We start from the raw sequence: 20,798 nt of genomic DNA, 5'->3' as shown, positions 1-20,798 counted from the left end.
TCTTCGAGCAGGGCGCCCACCGCCTGCGGATCGCCCGCGCCCTTCACCACGCGAATGCGGATGAGCAGCGCCGCCAGCAGCTGCGCCGTCTCGTCGTGAAGCTCACGCGAGATGCGCTTCCGCTCCTCTTCCGCGGCGTTCAGGGCCTGGGATGCCACCTCGCGAACCCGCGTCCGATACACGGCGGCGGCGTCGAGCATTCCGTTGAAGGTGCGCGTCAAGCGGTCCAGCTCGCGGTCGGCGACGGGGGACAGCGGCACGCGGGCTTCCAGGTCGCCCCGCCGCACCCGCGCCGCCGTGCGCTCAAGCGCGTCCAGCGGCTGCAGCGCCAGCTTCAGGATCACCGCGTTCACCAGCACCGTGGCCAGGATGCCGCCTGCGGCCAGCGGTCCCGCGACGTCCAGGATGGAGGCCTCGGGATAGCTGCGGACGAACCTCGCCGTGAGCATGCTGCCGAACATGGTGCCCACCAGCACCACGGCCGCGTTGGCGATGAGGATCTTGTAGAACAGCGGCACGCGCAGCAACGCCCGCACGAACCCCGGCAGGGGGCGCGGCGGGCGGGCAGGGCGCGGGGCCTCGTGAGGATCGGGCATCCGGGCGGCTACGTGGGAACGCGACGGCGGCGTCGCGGATGGGCGTACCCAAACATCCGCGGCGGGCACTCCGCGCGCAAGGAAATCTTCTCGAAAAAGGGGGCTTGCGCGATTCGAAAGACGTTTCTATCTTATTGGCACGCCGCCGCTTGAAGGCGGTGCAGGGACGCCGGGGCGATGCCGAGAGGAATCGCGCCGCGGACCACGGGAGCCGAGGCTCCACCGTGTCCATGCCCTATGTGCAACCTGAACGAAGGAGGTGATCTCTTGGCCAGTACGACTCCTGCTCGCATCTCGACACGGGCAAGCGATCGCCGCATCGGCGCCTGAGCCGATTCCAGAGGCGAAACACTCTCCGCGTTTGGCGGGTGCCCCTGCGGCATCGCGTCGGGAAGCAGCGGAACCTTGAGCACCGCCGGGCAGATCGCCCGGCGGTGCTCTTCTTGTCGCACGTTCAGCCCAGGAAGCGGCGGGCGACGCGGATGTAGCGCATGTCCTGCTCGTGCTCGGGAAGCGCCTCGGCGGCCGCGAGCAGCTTGCGCACGTGTCGGTGAAGGCGCGGCTCGCCCCAGCGGTAGCCGGTGGCGGATTCTGCGCTGGCGGTGTTGGCGTCGCGCGCGGCCTCGATCAGTGCCCGCGCCGCCGCCGCGTCGTACCCCGGATCGTCGCGGGGTGGCAGGGCGAAGTGCCCGGGCGGCACGAACCCCGAATCTTCTTTGACGAACGCACGCGACATCGGATTTTCTCCTTTCCACCGGCCTGGCATGAGCAAGAGCGTTGCCGCACCTGCCTTTCGGTTCCCGTCTCCGTAGGGTCTCACGCAGAGCCGCAGAGACGCAGAAGAGAGAGGGAGGGCTTTCTCTGCGACTCTGCGCCTCTGCGTGATCCGTGAGCAGAGCCTGACGGCATGGAATCGCTGGCGCGCGCAGCGGGTTTTCCGCTACAATCCCGCCTAGCGCCTACTCATGATGGTGAAATGATCGTGATCCGGAACCTGCTCCTCGCCTGTACCCTGGCGCTCTCCGCGTGCGCTCCCTCGATGACGCTGCCGGCGCGGACAGCGCGCGCGGATGCGTGCGGCGCTGCCGTGGGGCAGGGCGGCGTGCCCGTGCTCGCCTGGCACGGGTTCGCGGAGCATCCCGGGCCACAGGATGGCAACCTGACGGAGTCGTGGGCACGATACGACGAGACGCTGCGCTTTCTGGCGGACCAGGGATTCCGCTCCATCTTTCCGGAAGATGCCCGGTCGCCGGGCGCCGGCGGCGGGCGGCAGGTGATCCTTACCTTCGACGACGGGCGCAAGGAACAGCTGCGGGCCGCCGAGATGCTTGAGCGCCACGGCTTCCGCGGCATCTTCTTCATCATTCCCCGCCGCACACGGCCGGACGCGGACGCGCAGTTCCTCAACTCCGACGATGTGGAGCGTCTGGCACGCGCCGGGCACCGCGTCTCGGCGCACGGCTACGAGCATCGCAGCCTGCCCACGACGGGAACGGAAGTCGCCGGCTCGCTCGTCCGCTCGCCCGACGCCATCGCGCGGCACGGGGGCGACGACAGGCTGGATTTCGCCTTTCCCTTCGGCCACTACACGCCAGAGATCGCAGATGCCATCGGCGGCGCGTACCGGCACCTGCACACCGTCAACCCCGGCTACTGGGACGGGCGCTCGCCGCTGCTGCCGCGCATGCTCATCATGAGCGACGTGGACCTGTCCATCTTCCGGGAGTACCTGCTGGGCGGCGCCTCGTACGCGCCCGTGCTGCGCCCGCTCACGGCGGACGGCGCGGTGGCGGGAACGGCGACGTTCGTGGGCCAGGCGCCGCTCCCGGGGGACGCGCAGGTGTTCGCCGTTTCAGCTGACGCCGAGGGGCGAAGCTACCTCACGCATCCGTTAGGGGAGAACCTGCGGGTGAGCGGCGATACGGTGACTGTGGACTTGGCCGCGCACATGGGCCGCTACCACGGGCCGGGACGCGGCGTGATCAGCTACGCCATCGTGAGCCGCCAGTGTGGGGGCATGCGCTACCTGTCGCCCGGCATCATGCACTGGATCCGCGACCCCGCGCTGCCTCTGCGGCCCGTTCCGACGCCCGTGCGCCCGGACACCCTCGTGCCAGCAAGCTGACGCTGAACGGAAGGGGTCACGCGGAGGCGCGGAGGACGCGGAGGAACGGAGAAAAACTCTCCGCAGTTCTCCGCGACCTCCGCGCCTCCGCGTGAGACCTGCTGTTGAAGCTACTCCAGGCGTGCGGCCAGGCCCAGCGCGTCCGCGGCCGCGGCGCCGGAGGCCGTGTTGTCGAAGATGCACCAAACCTGCCGCCCGGCCGCCGCTTCCACGCGCAGCCGGGCGGCAAGCGCATCCAGGTACGGCGGCTCGTACGACGAGTAGTAGATGCGGGGCGAGCCGTGCAGGCGATAGTAGACGAGCTCGGCCCATCCACCCGGCTCGGCCGCGGCGGGGACGCGCGCGGGATCGGCGGCCACGCGGGCGACCTGGAAGCGGGCGAGCAGGTCCGCCGCCTCGTGCCCGAACCAGGTGGGATGCCGCGGCTCGCAGGAGACGGCGAGGGAGGAACGGGCGCGCAGGGCGGCGAAGAACGGCTCCGCGACGGCGGCATCGAACTCCAGGCTGGGCGGAAGCTGCACCAGCAGGCATCCCAGGCGGTCGCCCAGCCCGCCGGCTTCCGCCAGGAACGCGTCCAGTAATTCGTCCGCCTCCCGCAGCCGCTGCCCGTGCGTGATCGTCTTCGGCAGCTTGATGGAAAAGAGGAAGCCGTCCGGCACGCTCTCCGCCCACCGCGCGTAGGTGGATGGCCGGTGCGGACGGTAGAACGAGGAGTTGATCTCCGCCGCGGAGAAGCGGGCGGCGTATCTTTGGAGGTGGGTGCCCGTGGCGGGAAAGTGCTCCTGCTCGCCGCGCGGCAGCGTCCATCCCGCGGTGCCGACGCGGATCACGGGCGCCGGCGGGCCAGGTACGCGGAAAGGGCCGTGTAGAAGACGGGGTAGCTCAGCGACACCAGGAACAGCCACCCGGGCACGTGCGGAAACTGGTACGTCATCACGATCAGCACGCCCAGCCAGACGAACGCGCCCGCCAGCACCGGAATCCGCCACGGGCGGGGCGCCAGGTTGGGGTAGATGAACTTCACCGGCGCAATCGTCAGCACGGTCAGGATCAGCAGGAGCACGCCGTTCAGCATGGGGCCGTGGAAGTGGTGCGCGATGCCGAAGTACAGCGCAACCACGTTCCAGTACGACGGAAATCCGAGAAAGAATCCGCCCTCCTCGTCCTTGGCGTCCTCGTTGGCGAACCCGAAAAGCGACGCGATCAGCGCGGGGATGATCCACACGGCGCCGGGCTCGGGCACCCACCCCATCCGCCACACCAGGAGCAGCGGCAGAAAGGTGAAGGTCAGGTAGTCGACGATGTCGTCGATCTTGCGGCCGTCGATGTTGCGCGCGAACCGCTTCACCTGCCACATGCGCGCGAACGGGCCGTCCGTGGCATCCACCAGCGTGGCGCCGGCGAAGAGCAGGAAAACCAGGCGCACGTCCGGACGCGGACGGCACATCTCCGCCGCGGCCAGAAAGGCGAATCCCACCCCGCACGCCGTGTACACGTGCACGGCGTACGCCCGGAAGCGCTGCCCCGCCGTCGCGCGCGGCTCCACTTGCCCGGCGCTCATTCGCGCCCCGGCCGGTCGTCGCCCGTGGCCGCCGCCTCGGCCTGCTCCTCCAGCATCTCCTCCGCGACCTCCGTGTCTTCGGGGCGCTCGGGCATGGGCTGCTGGCGGCGGACCGCCTCGGGCTCGTAGCTCAGCTCTACCAGCATGGGAAAGTGGTCGGAGCCCACGTAGGGCAGGCGTTCCAGGCTCACCAGGCGAAAGTGGCCGGAGTGGAACACGTGGTCCAGCGGGTAGCGGAAAAGGAAGTTCTTGGCGTTGTAGCTGTTGTACAGCCCGCGCCCTACGCGGGGGTCCAGCAGCGCGCTCAGCCGCAGGAACAGTTCGCTGCTGCGCGACCACGCCACGTCGTTCAGGTCGCCCGCGACCACCGTGGGCTCCTCGTCCGATTCGCCGATGGCGCGCCCCACCACCACGAGCTCGGCGTCGCGCGGGGTGGAATCCTGATCGCGCACCGGCTCGGGCGGGCGGGGATGCAGGCCGTGCAGAAGGACCACCGTGCCGTCGGGCAGCTCGAACCCCGTGTGCACGGAGGGAATGTCGTCCTGCACCAGGAAGTCCACCCGCGGGCCCACCAGCGGAAAGCGCGAAAGCAGGAGGAGTCCGTAGTAGTTTTCCTGCGGATGGCGGATCACGTGCGGAAACTCCGCCGCCAGCGGCTCCAGCGCCCGCGCCCACCGGTCGTTCACCTCCACCAGCAGGGCGATGTCGGGCTTGGCATCGCGCACCACCTGCGCCAGGCGCTCGTGCTCCTCGTTCTCCATCAGCACGTTGCTGATCAGCAGCCGAAAGCAGGTGCGGTCGTTCTTGGGCCGGGTGCTGCGCTGCACCTGCACGCGCGCCAGCGGCGTGTACGGAAACACCTTGCGGCCCTGGTACACCAGGCAGACGACGAGCGCCGCCACGAAGAGCCACTCCAGGGCGTGTCCGTCGAAGAAGAACATGCCGTACGCAGCGCCCGAAAGCGCCGCGACCACCGCGAGCTGCAGGCGGGGAAAGTCCCACATCCGCACGGACCAGTGAGGGCTGCGGCTGAAGCTGAGCGCGGTGCCCGCCACCGGCACCACCCCCAGCCCCAGGACGACCCACCGGAGCACCGCCGTCATCGGCCCGCTCCCGCGTGCGAAACGGGCATCCCGAACCGCTGGTGCGAGTGATGATGGGTCGGCGGCGCGATGGTCACGGTCCGGTGTGGTGAAGGTGTAGCCTGTGCCCGGCCGGATGGACCAGGCGCCCAGGGTACTTCAATAGTGATACCACACGGCCGCGCCGGTGCTACGCGGCAGCTCTGTCCAAGGAACGTAGAAACCTCCGCGGTCGATCGGGACGCTGGGCAGCGCGATCGAAGTTCCCCCTTTCCCCTGCGAAGCGGGGGAGAGGGCCGGGGAGAGGGGGCTTCCGCGGCATGCATCGGCAGCCCATCGACTCTCGATCGAAGTTCCCCCCTCTCCCGGCGCAGTTTGCCGGGGGAGGGGCCGGGGGAGGGGCCGTCCTACTTCCCGCCGTCCCCCGCTGCCGACGCAGGCTGCCGGAAGTACACCACCCGCCGCGTCTCGCGGATGCGCCCATCATCCACCCGTCCCTCCACAAGCTCGTAGCCGAGCAGCGCGAACACCCGTCCGCGCAGAAAGAGCGGACGAGCGTTGCCGTACCAGTCCACGCACGACGCGCGGCAGGCATCGTCCACCGCCGCGGAGTCGTTCGCCGCCAGCGTCCCCAGCTCGTTCAGCCGGAATGCCTGGTTGCGCAGGTACAGGATGGACGCCGATTCGCGGAACAGGTGCTCGTATCCCGGGCGTCCCGGCCCGCGGATGGGAAGCCCCAGCATCCCCACGTCCTGCGCCTCGGGCTTGTAGAAGAAGCCATGGCTGCGCAGCTCGCCCTGTGACGCATTCGGGCGTGTGTAGCGGTGCACGAACTCCGGCACGGCACCCAGGCGCACGCCGGAGAAGTGGAGATCGCGCCCATCCGTCCCCACGATCACCGCGCCCGATCCCATCGCCTCGATGCGATCTACCCCGTGCGGAAAAGACAGCGTGGTCACCGCGCCGCCGCCCCGGTACGGCACGGCGAAGAGCGAGGCGGCGGGCGTGTCCGGCGGGCCGCCCCATCCCGCGCCGGCGCCGTACAGCAGATAGTCGCCCACGAAGCGATTGTGGATGTCGCCGCCATCGCCCACGTCCGGGATGTCGCGGTACGCCGACGCGGGCACGGCCTGGCGCCCCGTGCCGAAGCGGCGCAGCGGCACGCGCATCAGCGCCAGGTCGCCGCCGGCCTTGCTGGTCGACCACATTCCGTCGCCCTCGCCTTCGGAAGCGACCAGCACGTTCAGGTGCCCGTCGCCGCTTTCCAGGAAGGAGAACTGGTTCACGGGGCTGCCCTCCACCCGCAGCGCGCTCGGGGCCGACCCGTCCAGCGGCATGCGATAGAGCACGGAAGGTGGCGGCTCGTCATCGTCGGAGTACAGGTCCAGCCCCGTCACCCACACGTACACCGAGCCGGGCGACACGTAGAACACGCGGCTCAGGTGACCCGCCACCGCGGTCCCTTCGCACGCCAGCTCACCGCCCGCCAGGTCGCAGACGGTGACGGTGTGAAGCACCAGCTCTTCACCGCTCGCCATCGGCGCGTCGGCGCGGTACACCTTCGTGGCTGGCATCACCGGCCGGAAATCTTCCTCGTCCGCGTCCGCCTCCCACCGGCGCAGGGCGGGAAACGACTCCAACGGGTTCTCGGGGTCGAGCACGACGGGCGAGTAGAACACCAGCTTGCCGCCTACCAGCCGGCTGGCGTAGTTGTCTGACGAGTAGTAGTCGTCGGCGCGCAGGTGCCAGGTGGAGCGATACGCCAGCTGCCCGTCGGGCGAGATCTGGAACAGTCCCACCTCCGTGCCGCCGCGCGCGTAGCTGTAGCCGAGGACGGCGATCACGTCACCGGAGATCAGCATCTCGTCGTACCATGCGCCCCCGGGGTCCAGCCCCGGCGCGTACGCGTCCACCGCCGACACGGGCGTCAGGGTGTCGTCGCCAATGCGTACGGTGAACAGGCGACCGCGCCGCAGGATGATCAGGAAGTCGCGGTACGTCTTTACGATGCCGCCCTCGTCCACCCCCGCATGCTGCACGTTCGTGACGGATTCCGCCCCCGTCACGACCACGTTCTCCAGGTTCAGCGCGGGGGGAGCGAGCTCCTGGAACCCGGTCAGGGCCGGGGGAGGCGCTTCCTGGCCCGGTGCGGGTGGCGCCATCGGGGGCGGCGGCGCGGCGGGGGGCGGCGGCGGCGCAGGCATGACCACCGGAGGGGGAGGTTCGCCCTGCACCCGCTGTACGAACCGCACCAGTTCGCGCTCGGACCGGAAAGGCCGCAGCGTCCGGTGCGAGGGGGTCGCGGCCGCGGAACCTGGGGCCGTGGCGGGGTTGGGTTTGGGGACGCAGCCGGCGGCGCCCGCGATCAGCGATGCGGCGAGTGCAGCTGCCAGGGTGGTGTTCCGCATGGGGTCGGATCGGGAGATGGATGGGAGAGTCCTGCCAATATGCGCAACGCAACGCCGGGCGCACCAGCAGCACGATGCGCGTGTCTTGACGACTGCCCGATGCTCTCGGCGTCATCCCGAGGAAGCGGCCATCCCATACCCTGACGCGTGCACGGAACCATGCAGCGACCGAGGGAACCGTCACACACCTGCCGACCCGCTCCGCTACCGCCGCCACATGGAAGCCTTTTGTCTCCGGACCGCTGCCGCGCCCCGGCTGGGACCCTGGCGAGCGGCAGGGGCGTTTCGAACTCGGCGGTGCAATCCCCGGCTGCCCTCTCGCCCCGGCCCCCTCTCCCGCAAGCGGGAGAGGGGGAGAACTGCACCCCGTTCCGGTCGCGCCACATGGCCCAACTCGCACCTCGGCCAGCCAGTCTGCGAAGGCAGACTTCGTGTGGTCGTTGCAGCGAATTCATTCGCCCCTGCAGGCCCTCGCGGCGAACGGTGATCATGCGCCTCCCCATGCCCAAACGGAATTAGCCCATGCTGCGAGTGCGGAGCTTCTGCGGACTGTGTGGCGGATCCTTCAGTCGCTGCTAACGGCGGTGCGGATGCGAGTTGCGCTTGGCCGCTCCTTCAGGATGACAGCTCCGGAGTTCGCTCATCGGTCCAGGCAGATGCCGGCTAGGCGTCGACCAGGGCCTGGAGCTTCTTGGGGGCAATCATGCAGTAGGACTGGACGATCTGCTCGCGCAATTCCCCGTCGCCCAGCTCCTCGATCACGATGCCGATCCATCCCTTCACGCCCACGTACGGCGGCACGAAGTACGTATCGGGATCGGACCGGACGAGGAGCTGCTGGATCCCGACCGGCGCGGGGCACCACACCGCCACGCGCCCATCGCGATGATGGTTGTTCGCGAACATCGCGAAGATCTTCTTGCGGACGCGGAAGGTGGGCGTGCCCCAGGCCTCCGGCTCGGTCGTTTCGGGAAGCGCCAGGCAGATGGCGCGCAGGCGGCTCAGGGGATCGGTGCTCATGGGCGGGTGCTCTCCAGTCGTGGCGGAACGCGGAAGTCACCGCGCAGCGCAGGGTAGGCGGATGGGGTTCCGGGCGCAACCGGGCGCGCACTTGCCCGCGAGCCTGCCTTCATCGTATGTTTTTCCGTTGCGGGCCCACCTGGACGCACATCCTGAGCGGGGCTCAGTCCAAACGGTGGCGGGACGCGGTTCGAGTTCAGCCACCGTTCTTATTTGCACCGGCCGCGGGCACGCCCGCGCTGAGATAAAGACCCACCGATGGAAATTCTGCTGATCGTCCTTGGGGCGGTCGTGGGCGCCGCCGCCGGCTTTTTCGGCGGCCAGTCCGTGATCCAGTCGCGCCTGCGCGCATCCCGCGCCACCGCCGAAGACGAGGCCGCCCGCATTCGCGCCACCGCCAAGCAGGAGGCGGAGCAGGAGGCCGACCGCCTGCGCACGGCCGAGGTGCTCAAGGGGCGCGAAGAAGCGTTGCGCAGCCGCGAGGCGTGGGAGCGCGAAGAGGCCAAGCGCCGCGACGAGATGGACCGGCTGGAGCGCCGGCTGCAGGAGCGTGGCGAAATGCTGGACCGCAAGCTCCACCAGCTGGAGGAAAAGGTCGAGGCGCAGGACCGCCGCGCGCAGGCCCTGGCCCAGCGCGAAAAGCAGGTGGAGGTCGATGCGCAGTCGGTGCACGGCCGCCTGGCCGAGGTGCAGCACCGCCTGGAATCGCTCGCCGGCCTCTCGGCCGACGAGGCGCGCCGCACGCTGATGCACGACCTGGAAGAAGAGGCCCGGGCCAGCGCCGCGCAGCGCATCCGTGAGATCAAGGAAGAGGCCCGCCGCGACGCCGACCGCGAGGCCAAGAAGATCATCTCCCTCGCCATCCAGCGCATCGCCGCCGACCACACCGCCGAGACCACCGTCTCCGTCGTGGCGTTGCCGTCCGACGAGATGAAGGGGCGCATCATCGGCCGAGAGGGGCGCAACATCCGCGCGTTCGAGCAGGCCACGGGCATCGACGTCATCATCGACGACACGCCCGAGGCGGTGGTGCTTTCGGGCTTCGACCCCATCCGCCGCGAAACCGCCCGCATCGCCCTGGAAAAGCTGGTGGGCGACGGGCGCATCCACCCGGGCCGCATCGACGACGTCGTCGCCAAGGCGCGCCTGGAGGTGGAGAAGGGAATGCGCGAGGCGGCCGAAGAGATCATGTACGAGCTGGGGATCCACGGCGTGCACCCCGAGATCGTCAAGGTGCTGGGCCGCCTGAAGTTCCGCACCTCGTACGGGCAGAACCAGCTGCTGCACGCCAAGGAAGTGGCGCTCCTGGCCGGAAACATGGCCTCGGAGATGGGCTTCGACGCCACGATGGCCAAGCGGATGGGGCTGCTTCACGACGTGGGCAAGGGAATGACGCACGACCACGAGGGCACCCACGTGGAGCTGGGCTACAACCTGTGCAAGAAGTACGGCGAGCCGCCGCAGGTGCTGAACGCCATCAAGGCGCACCATGACGAGGAGCCGCACCTGTTTCCCGAGTCGTTCCTGGTCACCGCGGGCGACGCCATCAGCGGCTCGCGCCCGGGCGCCCGCCGCGAGATGTTCGAAACGTACGTCAAGCGGCTGGAAAAGCTGGAGGAGATCGCCACGTCGTTCCCCGGGGTGGAGCGCTGCTTCGCGATCCAGGCCGGCCGCGAGCTGCGGGTGATGGTGACGCCCGAGGCGGTCTCGGACGAGGAGATGACGCGCCTGAGCGAAGACACGGCGCGCCGCATCGAGGCGGAGCTGCAGTACCCGGGGCAGATCAAGGTGGTGGTGATCCGCGAGACGCGAGCGATCGACTTCGCGCGCTGACGCGCCGGACGATAGATTGCGGCCCGCGGGGCCGGGCGGGGGCACGGTTCGCCGTGCCCCCGCCGCGTTTTGGGAGACGTCCAGGCACTCCGTCATCCTGAGGCCCAGGCGCACCGCACCGGCCCGCGCGCCGACCGTTGCGGGCCGAAGGATCTAGCCGCGGACACGTACAAGCTAGGGCGCGGCAGCGGTCACCGTGGCCGAGGCCGCGGCTGCCGAGGGGCCCTCACCCCGCCGCGCTGACACGCGTGCGACCCTCTCCCACAACAGCGCCACAACAGCGTGGGAGAGGGGGTACACTTCGGGATTTGGGTGCGTCAGGGGAGGAGGGCGCCCGGGCCTCGCTGGGGCGAATGAATTCGCGGCAACGACGGCCCGAAGTCCGCCTTCGCGGACTGCATCCGCGGGGGGACGCACGACGCCCCAGCCAAAGCGCGATTCAGGTCTCCCCCTCCCCTGCGCAGCGGGGGACGGGGGTCGGGTGGAGGGGGCTGCCGCGGCATGCGCAGGCGGCCCGTCGAAAAGCCGACCGAAGTTCTCTCCCTCTCCCGCTTGCGGGAGAGGGGGCCGGGGGGAGAGGGCAGCCAGGGGATTGCGCCGGCCTGACCGAAGCGCACCATGTCCTCGTCGCGAACCGCCGTGGCCTCCGGTCCGGTGACCGCTGCCGCGCCCCGGCTGAGAAGTGTCCCGGGTTAGATCCTTCGGCCCGCGTAGGATGGTGTGCGTGCGAGCACGGCGCGCCTGGGCCTCAGGATGACAGGCCTCGGTGGGTGTGCCAGGAGGGTGCAGGCTAGGGAAGCCTCGGCAGGGCTCTAAAACCAGAACGAAGCACAGGTGAGAATTCTCTTCGTGGCCGACGTCATCGGCTCGCCGGGGCGGCGTACGCTTACGCAACTGGTGCGTCTCGTTCGCAAGGACGTGAACGCCGATCTCGTCGTGGCCAACGGCGAGAACTCCGCGGGCGGCTTCGGCATCACGCCGGAAATCGTCCGCGAGTTCCTGGACGTGGGCGTCGACGTGATCACCACCGGCAACCACGTGTGGGACAAAAAGGAAATCCTGCCCCTGCTCAAGACCGAGCCGCGGCTGCTCCGCCCGCACAACTATCCGCCCGGCAACCCGGGCCGCGGCTCCGTCGTCGTGGAGAGCAACGGCATACGCGTGGCGGTGCTCGACCTGCAGGGGCGCACCTTCATGTCGCCCATCGACGATCCCTTTCGCGCCGCCGACGCGCTGCTGGCGGAATTGATGGGGCAGGCGGACGTGGTCGTAGTGGAGTTCCACGCGGAGGCGACGAGCGAAAAGCAGGCGTTCGCGCGCTACCTGGACGGCCGCGTGGCCGCCGTCGTTGGCACGCACACCCACGTGCAGACCGCCGATGAGCGCATCCTTCCCAAGGGCACGGCCCGCATCACCGACCTGGGGATGACCGGGGGCATGGACGGCATCATCGGGATGAAGTGGGAGCTGTCCGTGGAACGCCAGCTGACCCTTACCCGCGGCGAGCGGCTGCAGCCGGCGGACGGTGACCTGACGCTGCAGGGCGCCGTGGTCGAGATCGATCCGGCAACCGGGCTTGCGAGGTCCATCGAGCGGGTGAACGTTCCCTACGAGCGCGTGCTCCAGGGCGAATTCAAGAAGAAATAGCGTGGCCAGGATCATCGACGGGGCAGCCATCGCGCGCGACATCCGCGCCGAGGTGGCCGCCGAGGTAGCGCAGCTTCGCGCGGCGGGCACGGTTCCCGGGCTGGCGGTGGTGCTGGTGGGCGCCGATCCCGCCAGCGAGGTGTACGTGCGCAGCAAGGCGCGGGCGTGCCAGGAGGCCGGCATGCTCTCGCGCGTCCTTCACCTGCCGGCCGAAACGTCTGCCGACGAGCTGACGGGCACCATCGACGGCCTGAACGCCGATCCCGACATCCACGGCATCCTGGTGCAGCTCCCCCTGCCGCCGCACCTGAACAGCAAGATGTTCCTGGAGCGGGTGAGCCCCGCCAAGGACGTGGACGGCTTTCACCCCACCAACGTGGGCCGCGCCTTCGTGGGCGATCCCACCGGGTTCGTTCCCGCCACGCCCGAGGGGATCATGGAGCTGCTGCGGCGTGAGCGCATCGACACCCACGGCAAGCACGTGGTGATCGTCGGCCGCAGCCTGATCGTCAGCAAGCCGCTGGCTTCGCTGCTGATGGCGCCGGGGCCGAACGCCACCGTCACCCTCTGCCACCGCCACACGGCCGACCTGGGGCAGCATACGAGGATGGCCGACATCCTGGTGGTCGCCGTCGGCAAGCCGGGGCTGATCACGGGCGACATGGTGAAGCCCGGCGCGGTGGTCATAGACGTGGGCGTCACCCGCGTGGACGATCCCTCATCGCCCAAGGGCTACACGCTGCATGGCGACGTGGACTTCCAGGCCGTGTCGGAAAAGGCCTCCGCCATTACGCCCGTCCCCGGCGGCGTGGGGCCGATGACCATCGCCATGCTGCTGCGCAACGCATCCACCGCGGCGCTGCGCGCGCACGAGCGGCGGAATGCCCGCAAGCCGGCGGGGGCACGGTGAGCTGGGACCTCTTCAGCTCCGCCGCGGCGGAGAAGAAGCCGGGGCTGAACGAGACGGCCAACGAGGACGTGGCGCGCCGCGTAGCCGCCCGCCAGGCCGACGCGGGGTTCCTGGACGACGACGCGTCCGATTTCGCGCGTCCATCCCCCCGCCGCGCGCCGGAGGGGGGATGGACCCCGTCTACCCTGAACGCGGCGGCGCGGCACCTGATCGAGGGGATGTTCCCGGCGCTGTGGGTGTCGGGCGAGGTGAGCAACTTCACCAAGGCGCGCTCCGGGCACTGCTACTTCACCCTGCGCGACGCCGGCTCGCAGATCCGCTGCGTGATGTGGCGCGACGATGCGCGGCGCCTTCCCACGCAGCCCACCGAGGGGATGGAGGTGCGCGCCCTGGGGCGGCTGACCATCTACGAGGGCCGCGGGGAGTTCCAGCTGTCCGTCGCCGAGCTGGAGGCCACGGGCGAGGGGCTGTGGAAGCTGGCGTTCGACAAGCTGCGGATCAAGCTGGAGGTGGAGGGGCTCACCTCGCCCCTCCGCAAGCGTGCGCTGCCGCCGTATCCGGCGTGCGTCGGCGTGGTCACCTCGTCCGCGGGCGCGGCGCTCCACGACATCGCTTCCGTCATCCGCCGCCGCGCGCCGTGGACCCGCATCGTCCTTTCCGCCGCGCGCGTGCAGGGTGAGGGCGCGGCGGAGGAAGTGGCGCGCGCCATCCACCTGATCGCCCGCGCGGGCTGCGCCGACGTGCTGATCGTGGGGCGGGGCGGGGGATCCACCGAGGACCTGTGGGCCTTCAACGAAGAGGCGGTGGCGCGCGCCATCGCCGAATCGCCCGTGCCCGTGATCTCCGCGGTGGGCCACGAAACGGACTTCACCATCGCCGACCTGGTGGCGGACCTGCGCGCCCCCACCCCCTCCGCCGCCGCCGAGGCCGCCGTCCCCGATCGCGTGGCCCTCGCCCGTGGGCTGGCGGACCTGCGCGAGCGGATGCTGCGCTGCACGCGCGAGCGGGTGGAGAACGGCCGCGAAAGCCTGTTCGAGGCGCGGCTGGACCTGCACGACGCGGGGGAGCGCATCGTCGCCGGGCGGCGCGAGCGCGTGGCGGGGATCGCCGGACGCTTGCACGCCCTCTCCCCGTTGTCGACGCTTGCCCGCGGCTTCGCCGTTCCGCTGGACCCCTCCGGCCGCGTGCTGCGCGGCGTGGCCGACTTCCGCCCCGGCCAGGAGTTCCGCCTACGCCTGGCGGACGGCTCCGTCCACGCCCGCGTGCAAGCAGATCCAGCCGCTTGATCCGATCCCGAGGGCACGACGGACTTCGTTTACGGCGTGCACTTGTGCGCCGGACGGGATTCGTGCATCCTCGTGCTCGCCGTGTTGTTCCTGATCCATCGACGTACCCTCGATGACCGCGTACCGCCCCGAAAACCCGCTGATCGTGCAGGGCGACCACACCGTGCTGGTGGAGGTCGACAATCCGCGCTATCCCGAAGCCCGCGACCGGCTTGCGCGCTTCGCGGAGCTGGTGAAGTCGCCCGAGCACATCCACACCTACCGCGTCAGCCCGCTCTCGGTGTGGAACGCGTGCTCCGTGGGCGTGGACGCGGACGACATCACAGCCACCCTGCGCGACCTATCCAAGTATCCCGTTCCGGCGCACGTAGAAACGTCCGTTCGCGACCTGGCCTCGCGGTACGGGCGGCTGACGCTGCGCCGAGATGCGGACGGGCTGGTGCTGGAAGCGGCGGACGATCTCCTGATGGAAGAGGTGTCGCGACGCGCCCGGGTGGCGGCGCTGCTGGGGGAGCGGCTCTCGGCGACGGCGTTTCGCGTGTACCCCGACGACCGCGGACGGCTGAAGCAGGAGCTGGTGAAGGCGGGCTATCCCGCCGAGGACCTGGCGGGGTACACCGCGGGCGAGCCGCTGGCCATCGATCTCCGTTCCGTGACCCGCGGTGGAATGGAGTTCGGGCTTCGCGAGTACCAGCAGAGCGCGGCGGCGGCTTTCCATGCATCGGGCACGGCCCGTGGCGGATCGGGGGTGGTGGTGCTTCCCTGCGGCGCGGGCAAGACCATCGTGGGGATGGCCGCCATGGCGCAGGTGGGCGCATCGACCCTCATCCTGACGACGAGCGTGACCTCCGTCCGCCAGTGGGTGAGGGAGCTGCTGGACAAGACGTCGCTGCACGAGGACCAGGTGGGCGAGTACAGCGGCGGCACCAAGGAGGTGCGGCCGGTGACCGTGGCCACGTACCAGATCCTCACGCACCGCAACGGCAAGGAGGCGGATTTCACGCACCTGAAGCTGTTCGACGAGCGCGACTGGGGGCTGATCGTGTACGACGAGGTGCACCTGCTTCCCGCGCCCGTCTTCCAGGTGACCGCCGGGCTGCAGGCGCGCCGCCGGCTGGGGCTTACGGCCACGCTGGTGCGCGAGGACGGCCACGAAGACGACGTGTTCGCGCTGATCGGCCCCAAGAAGGCCGACGTGCCGTGGAAGGTGCTGGAAGGGCAGGGGTGGATCGCGAGCGCCACCTGCACCGAGGTGCGCGTTCCCATGCCGCGCGACGTGCGGATGGAATACGCCGTCGCCGGCCAGCGGGAAAAGTTCCGCATCGCCTCCGAGAACCCCGCCAAGGCCGAGGTGGTGCGCGCCATCCTGCAGCAGCACGAGGGCGAGCCGGCGCTGGTCATCGGCATGTACCTGGACCAGCTGAAGGAGATCGCGCGCGACCTGGACGTGCCCATCCTCACGGGGTCCACCGGGCAGGCGAAGCGCGACCGCATCTACGAGGACTTCCGCGACGGAAAGATCCCCGTGCTGGCCGTCTCCAAGGTGGCCAACTTCGCCGTGGACCTGCCGGATGCGTCGCTGGCCATCCAGGTTTCCGGCACCTTCGGCTCGCGGCAGGAAGAGGCGCAGCGGCTGGGGCGCATCCTCCGGCCCAAGTCGGGCGGCAACCAGGCGCACTTCTACACGCTGGTCTCGCACGAAACCGTGGAACAGGAGTTCGCGATGAACCGCCAGCTGTTCCTGTGCGAGCAGGGATACGAGTACCACATCGCCGACGCGGACGAGGTGCTGCGGTGAAGTACTTTCCCGCCGACTGGAGCGAGGCCCTGGACCAGCTCCCCCGCTACCTGGTCCTTTCGCCCGGCGCCCGCCGGGTGGTGCTGGCGATGCGGCCGTCCCAGGGCGCCGGTCCCACGGCGCTCGGTCCCTACGGCGGTGAGCTGCTGGATTCGGGGTTCGTCGTTCCGAAGGGCTCCGGGGCCACCGTGGTCCCGGCGGATGCCGTCCGGGTGCTGCACACGGCGCTGCGCGCGGCCGACCGGCGCCGGCTGTGGGACGATCCCACGCCCGGCGCGCTGATGGGATACGTGGAGGAGCACTTCACGCCGGAGGAGATGCACGCGACCTCCGGGTCGCGAGGGTGGAACCTCGCCGCCGACCGCGCCGACCTGACGCACATGGTCACCTCCGTGGAGTGGGCCGAAAGCTTCCTTGCGGCCGATACGCGGAAGGCGGCGATGGCGTGGGAGTCGGCGCACGCGGCCAGGAGCGAGCGCCGGCGGTTCGACGATGACCGCTCCTGGGTGGCCACGCGCCGGGTGGTCGAAAGCCTGCTGGCCGCGCCCGCGCCGGTTCCGCTGGCGAGCCTGGGCGAGCACGTGCCCGATCTGCCGGCCATGGACGTGGCGATGGGGCTGGAAGCCGCGTTGCGCTACCTGCTCGTCTTTCTCTCCCTCCGCGGGCTGGAGTCCGAGCCCGTGGTGTGGGTGTGGCCCCAGGTGCGGGCGCGGCTGGGCGCACCGCCGCCGGAGCGGCCGGAACCGGTGGAGCCGGCGGAAAGCTTCGAGGCCGCGTGGCTGATGGAAGACATGACCGCGGTGCTGGCGCAGGCCGCGGGTGAGCCCATCCGGCTGCGCGGCAGCGACCAGACCATCTTCGCGGCGGCCCGCAAGGCCATCGAGGAGCGGCTGATCACCGTTCCGGACTGGATGGGGATCGATTCTCTCCAGGCCGAGAAGCGAGTGGAGCACGCTGCCGAGGTGCTGCTGCTGGCCGGGTATGCTCACCGAACCGGCCGGTCCGGTCACGACCTGTCGCTGAAACCCACGAAAGCGGGGATGGCCTGGCTTTCCGGCTCCACGCGCGACCGGCTCGCCGCACTGGTGGACCGCATTCGCACGTCCAAGGCGCGCCGGCCGAGCACCTGGTACCACGAAGAGGAGGGGGTGGAGTTCTTTCCGGTGCGGCTCAGCGCCGACCTTCCCAAGACGCTGGACCTGCGGAAGTGGCTGACGGACTCGTTCCTGGCCCTTCCCGGCGAACCCGTGCGCATCGTCGACTTCCTGGCGTACGCCTCCGAGACGGAGAACCCGTTCCTCGCCGCCCTGCGCGAAGGCACCCCGCTGCGGATCGCGTGGCAGGCCCGCCGCCCGACGCGGAACGACTGGGAACGTTTGTGGGGGCAGATCCTGCTGGAGTTCCTCAACAACCGCCTGGCGCCGCTGGGCGGAGCGCGCCTGGGCCGTACCGCCGACGGCTGGCTGACCTTCGTGCTGACCGACGCCGGGCGCTACCTGCTCGGTGGGGCGAAGACGTTCGAGTACGGCACGGAGGTCCAGGCCGAGGTGATCGTGCAGCCCAACTTCGACGTCGTGTTCCTGGCCGCCGATCCGCGGCTGGAGGCGCAGTTCACGCGGCTGGCCCAGCGCGTGGGCACCGGGCCGGGGGTGATGTTCCGCCTGACGCGCGCCTCCGTCCTGGCCGCGGCGGAGAGCGGGATCGGCCCCGCGCAGCTGCTCGACACCCTGCGCGCCGCGTCGTCGCGTGCGCTTCCCGCCAACGTGGAGCGACAGGTGAGCGACTGGCTGGGCGCCGTCCGCCGGGTTCAGCTTCGTCCCACGCTGCTGCTGGAATGCCCGGACGCCGAGACGGCCGCGCGGGCCATGTCCGCGGCCGGAAAGCAGGTTCGCGCCATCACCGACACGGTGCTGGAGCTGCCCGGGGCGACGACCAAGGACCGCAACGCGCTGGTGAAGAAGCTCCGCGCGCAGGGCGTGTTCGTCAGCTGATCTCCGGATCGCCGGGGATGGGTCACGCGGAGGCGCGGAGGACGCGGAGGAACGGCGGAAGCGCCGCGTCCTCCGCGTTTTTGCATCGGGCCGGGCTGCATGGACTGGAACCGCGGGGTGCGGGGCCGTATTCTTCCCGCACCCGGACCATGCAGGCGAACGAAGGAGAGCATCGGTGGTGATGATGGAAAGCCCGACGCACGAGAATCCCAGCTTCGAAGCCGCCTTGAACCGGCTGAACGAGATCGTGGGCCGCATCGAGGGCGAGTCGCTGGAGCTGGACGACTCCCTCGCGCTGTTCGAGGAGGGCGTCCGCCTGCTCCGCCACGCCGAGGGCGTCCTGGAGGGCGCCGACCACCGCATCCGCCAGCTGCTGGACGACGGCAAGGGTGGCCACCGCTTCGAAGACGTGCCCGAGCAGCCGTGACGGATTCCCGGACGGATGCCGCCGTGGACGTCGACCTCGGCGCGTTCCTGGAGCGCGAGCGGGAGCTCATCAACGCCGCGCTGAACGGCCTCGCCCCCACGCTGGCGGAGGGCGCGCCGGCGGCCCTTGGCAATCCCGTGCTGTACGCGCTCGGCACCCCGGGCAAGCGCCTGCGCCCCATCCTCTGCGTATCCGCCTGGCGCATCGTCCGCCCGGGAGAGGCGCCGGACGCCGTGTACCGACTGGGGTGCGCGCTGGAGATCGTGCACACCTACTCGCTGGTGCACGACGACCTTCCCAGCATGGACGACGACGCGCTGCGCCGCGGCCGCCCGACGGTTCACGTCACCTTCACCCCCGGCGCGGCGCTGCTCGCCGGCGCCGCGCTGATCCCCGCGGCCGTTCGGGTGATGGACGATGCGGCGCGCGAGTTGGAACTGGATGCGCCAGCGCGCGGACGGCTGGCCCGCGAGCTCTGCCGGGCGGGCGGCGCACTGGGGATGGTGGGCGGCCAGCTGCTGGACCTGGAGGGCGAGGTGGCGGGAGAGGTGGATGCGGACGGCCTGGAGCGCATCCACCGCCACAAGACCGGCGCGCTGCTCGCGGCGTCGCTGCGCATCGGCGCGCTGGCGGCGGGGGCGGATGCTGCCCGCCTGGAGGCGCTGACGGAGTACGGGCGCGAGCTCGGGCTGGCGTTCCAGATCGTCGACGACGTGCTGGACGTCACCGCCAGCAACGACGCGCTGGGGAAAACGCCGGGCAAGGACGCGGAGGCCGGCAAGGCGACGTATCCCTCGCTCTTTGGCCTGGAGCGGGCGCGGGAGATGGCGCGCGAGCGGGTGACGCGGGCCCTGGCCGCATTGCGCGGGGCGGGGATCCGCTCGCCGGAGCTGGAGGCGCTGGCGGCGTACGTGCTGGAGCGCGACCGGTGAACGAGTTGCGCGAGTTCTTCGGGCCCGCCGTATCGTGGAACCCGCCGCTCGCCCTGGCGCTGCTGGCCATGCTCACGACGCAGGGCTTCAAGTTCGTCCGCGCGTTCCTCACCCGCCGCCGCCCGGACTTTACGCGGCTGATCGGGACAGGCGGTATGCCGTCCGCCCACTCGGCGTCGGTGACGGCGCTGTCGACAGCGGTGGGGATCGGCCACGGATGGAACACGCCGCTGTTCGGGGCGGTCGCATTCTTCTCGTTCGTGGTGATGTACGATGCCACGGGCATCCGACGCGCGGCGGGCAACCAGGCCCGCGCCCTCAACCGCCTGGTGGACGACCTGCGCCACCACCACACCATCGACAGCGAGCGCCTGGCGGAGCTGCTGGGCCACACACCGCTGGAGGTGCTGGTCGGCGCGCTCTACGGCGCCCTGCTCGCCTTTCTTCTTCATCCCTGATCCTCCCGATGAAGCTCGCCGCCGTTCGGACCCTCCGCATTGCGCTCCTGCTGGCCACGGTCGCCATCTTCAGGGCGCGACCCGCTGCGGCGCAGCAGGCGGACACGGCACGCATCACCACGGCGGTGTGGACCGCCTGTCCGGGCGCGCGGGTCCGGGTCGCGGCGGGTGACAGTTTGCTACAGGGCCGTTGCGGGGGCGTGCGGGATGGCAGGCTGATCGTGACCTCCGCCGGCGAGGAGCGGGCGATCGAGCTGGTGCAGATCGACACCGTGTGGCTGCGGCGCCGTGCGACGGGGCGGGGGGCTGCCATCGGGGCCGTGGGCGGAGGTGTGGTGCTGGGGCTGCTCGGGTTGGCGGCGGGCCACGGCCTCTGCGAGCAGCCGAACGGCTGCGGGAGCGAGCCCTACCAGATCGCGGCGGTCGCGGCGCTCACGGGCGTTCTCGGCGGCACCCTCACCGGCGGGTTCATCGGATACAACGTCACCGCCTGGAGCCGCCGCTATCCCAGGTAGCATCCACACCACTACCTGCCGAACCGCGGTCGAATTCTCCCCTCTCCCGCTTGCGGGAGAGGGGCCGGGGGTGAGGGCAGCCGGGGGATGCGCCGGCCTCTGTCGAGACGCCCCGAAGGTGCAGCTTCTGCCCGGGTGACCGCTGCCGCAACCCCGCTTGGTAGTGCACCAGACTGGCTCCCTTCCCCCGCGGCAGTTTGCGGGGGAAG

Annotated in this window: 18 protein-coding genes; 11 read left to right on the top strand and 7 right to left on the bottom strand. The window is 70.4% G+C overall.

Annotated features, from left to right (window positions below):
• Together VIB55_RS08640 and VIB55_RS08635 are read right to left on the bottom strand one after the other, a co-directional pair.
• On the bottom strand, positions 1-596 hold a 596-nt coding region (locus tag VIB55_RS08640; RefSeq protein WP_331876258.1), incomplete at its 3' end, for a HAMP domain-containing protein.
• Between the two features lie 454 nt (positions 597-1,050).
• Complete coding sequence (locus tag VIB55_RS08635; protein ID WP_331876257.1) at positions 1,051-1,332, bottom strand: hypothetical protein; 282 nt, start codon at positions 1,330-1,332, stop codon at positions 1,051-1,053.
• A 240-nt stretch (positions 1,333-1,572) separates the two neighbouring features.
• Between VIB55_RS08635 and VIB55_RS08630 the strand changes: the two genes are divergently transcribed.
• The gene (locus tag VIB55_RS08630) at positions 1,573-2,721 is read left to right on the top strand and encodes a polysaccharide deacetylase family protein (RefSeq protein WP_331876256.1); all 1,149 of its coding nucleotides are present in this window, start codon (positions 1,573-1,575) and stop codon (positions 2,719-2,721) included.
• 110 nt (positions 2,722-2,831) lie between these two features.
• On the opposite strand, the gene VIB55_RS08625 is transcribed toward VIB55_RS08630, so the two are convergent.
• From VIB55_RS08625 to VIB55_RS08605, 5 genes are all read right to left on the bottom strand, one after another.
• Positions 2,832-3,551 carry a DUF72 domain-containing protein gene (locus tag VIB55_RS08625; RefSeq protein ID WP_331876255.1) on the bottom strand — a complete coding sequence of 240 codons (720 nt, stop codon included), beginning with the start codon at positions 3,549-3,551 and terminating at the stop codon, positions 2,832-2,834.
• On the bottom strand, positions 3,548-4,282 hold the full coding sequence (locus VIB55_RS08620) for a hypothetical protein (RefSeq protein WP_331876254.1): 735 nt from the start codon (positions 4,280-4,282) through the stop codon (positions 3,548-3,550). Before VIB55_RS08620 ends, VIB55_RS08625 begins: the two co-directional genes overlap by 4 nt.
• Entirely contained in the window at positions 4,279-5,385 is a 1,107-nt protein-coding gene (locus tag VIB55_RS08615; protein WP_331876253.1) for an endonuclease/exonuclease/phosphatase family protein, read from the bottom strand. Before VIB55_RS08615 ends, VIB55_RS08620 begins: the two co-directional genes overlap by 4 nt.
• Before the next feature lie 386 nt (positions 5,386-5,771).
• Positions 5,772-7,526, bottom strand: coding sequence for a beta-propeller domain-containing protein (locus tag VIB55_RS08610; RefSeq protein WP_331876252.1), 1,755 nt, complete (start codon positions 7,524-7,526; stop codon positions 5,772-5,774).
• A gap of 909 nt (positions 7,527-8,435) precedes the next feature.
• Positions 8,436-8,792: an MmcQ/YjbR family DNA-binding protein gene (locus tag VIB55_RS08605; protein ID WP_331876251.1), complete on the bottom strand. Its 357-nt coding sequence runs from the start codon at positions 8,790-8,792 to the stop codon at positions 8,436-8,438.
• A 258-nt stretch (positions 8,793-9,050) separates the two neighbouring features.
• Here VIB55_RS08605 and rny point away from each other — a divergent pair, with 258 nt between their 5' ends.
• The 10 genes from rny (at position 9,051) to VIB55_RS08555 (ending at position 20,589) form a co-directional block, all read left to right on the top strand.
• A complete protein-coding gene (gene rny, locus VIB55_RS08600) occupies positions 9,051-10,625 on the top strand; it encodes a ribonuclease Y (protein WP_331876250.1) in 1,575 nt (524 codons plus the stop codon).
• Between the two features lie 834 nt (positions 10,626-11,459).
• Positions 11,460-12,272 carry a TIGR00282 family metallophosphoesterase gene (locus VIB55_RS08595; RefSeq protein ID WP_331876249.1) on the top strand — a complete coding sequence of 271 codons (813 nt, stop codon included), beginning with the start codon at positions 11,460-11,462 and terminating at the stop codon, positions 12,270-12,272.
• A gap of 1 nt (position 12,273) precedes the next feature.
• Positions 12,274-13,182, top strand: coding sequence for a bifunctional methylenetetrahydrofolate dehydrogenase/methenyltetrahydrofolate cyclohydrolase FolD (folD, locus tag VIB55_RS08590; RefSeq protein ID WP_331876248.1), 909 nt, complete (start codon positions 12,274-12,276; stop codon positions 13,180-13,182).
• The gene (gene xseA, locus VIB55_RS08585) at positions 13,179-14,468 is read left to right on the top strand and encodes an exodeoxyribonuclease VII large subunit (protein WP_331876247.1); all 1,290 of its coding nucleotides are present in this window, start codon (positions 13,179-13,181) and stop codon (positions 14,466-14,468) included. Before folD ends, xseA begins: the two co-directional genes overlap by 4 nt.
• A 112-nt stretch (positions 14,469-14,580) precedes the next feature.
• Positions 14,581-16,266, top strand: a complete 1,686-nt coding sequence (locus VIB55_RS08580) for a DNA repair helicase XPB (RefSeq protein WP_331876246.1) — start codon at positions 14,581-14,583, stop codon at positions 16,264-16,266.
• On the top strand, positions 16,263-18,257 hold the full coding sequence (locus VIB55_RS08575) for a helicase-associated domain-containing protein (RefSeq protein WP_331876245.1): 1,995 nt from the start codon (positions 16,263-16,265) through the stop codon (positions 18,255-18,257). Before VIB55_RS08580 ends, VIB55_RS08575 begins: the two co-directional genes overlap by 4 nt.
• Before the next feature lie 181 nt (positions 18,258-18,438).
• Positions 18,439-18,684 carry an exodeoxyribonuclease VII small subunit gene (xseB, locus tag VIB55_RS08570; protein ID WP_331876259.1) on the top strand — a complete coding sequence of 82 codons (246 nt, stop codon included), beginning with the start codon at positions 18,439-18,441 and terminating at the stop codon, positions 18,682-18,684.
• Entirely contained in the window at positions 18,681-19,616 is a 936-nt protein-coding gene (locus VIB55_RS08565) for a farnesyl diphosphate synthase (protein ID WP_331876244.1), read from the top strand. The genes xseB and VIB55_RS08565 overlap by 4 nt, the downstream gene beginning before the upstream one ends.
• Complete coding sequence (locus VIB55_RS08560) at positions 19,613-20,074, top strand: divergent PAP2 family protein (protein WP_331876243.1); 462 nt, start codon at positions 19,613-19,615, stop codon at positions 20,072-20,074. The genes VIB55_RS08565 and VIB55_RS08560 overlap by 4 nt, the downstream gene beginning before the upstream one ends.
• 8 nt (positions 20,075-20,082) lie before the next feature.
• Positions 20,083-20,589: a hypothetical protein gene (locus tag VIB55_RS08555; protein WP_331876242.1), complete on the top strand. Its 507-nt coding sequence runs from the start codon at positions 20,083-20,085 to the stop codon at positions 20,587-20,589.
• Positions 20,590-20,798: the final 209 nt, after the last annotated feature.

This window comes from Longimicrobium sp. (assembly GCF_036554565.1).
GTDB lineage: Bacteria > Gemmatimonadota > Gemmatimonadetes > Longimicrobiales > Longimicrobiaceae > Longimicrobium.
This window is presented reverse-complemented; position numbering and strand designations above follow the sequence as displayed.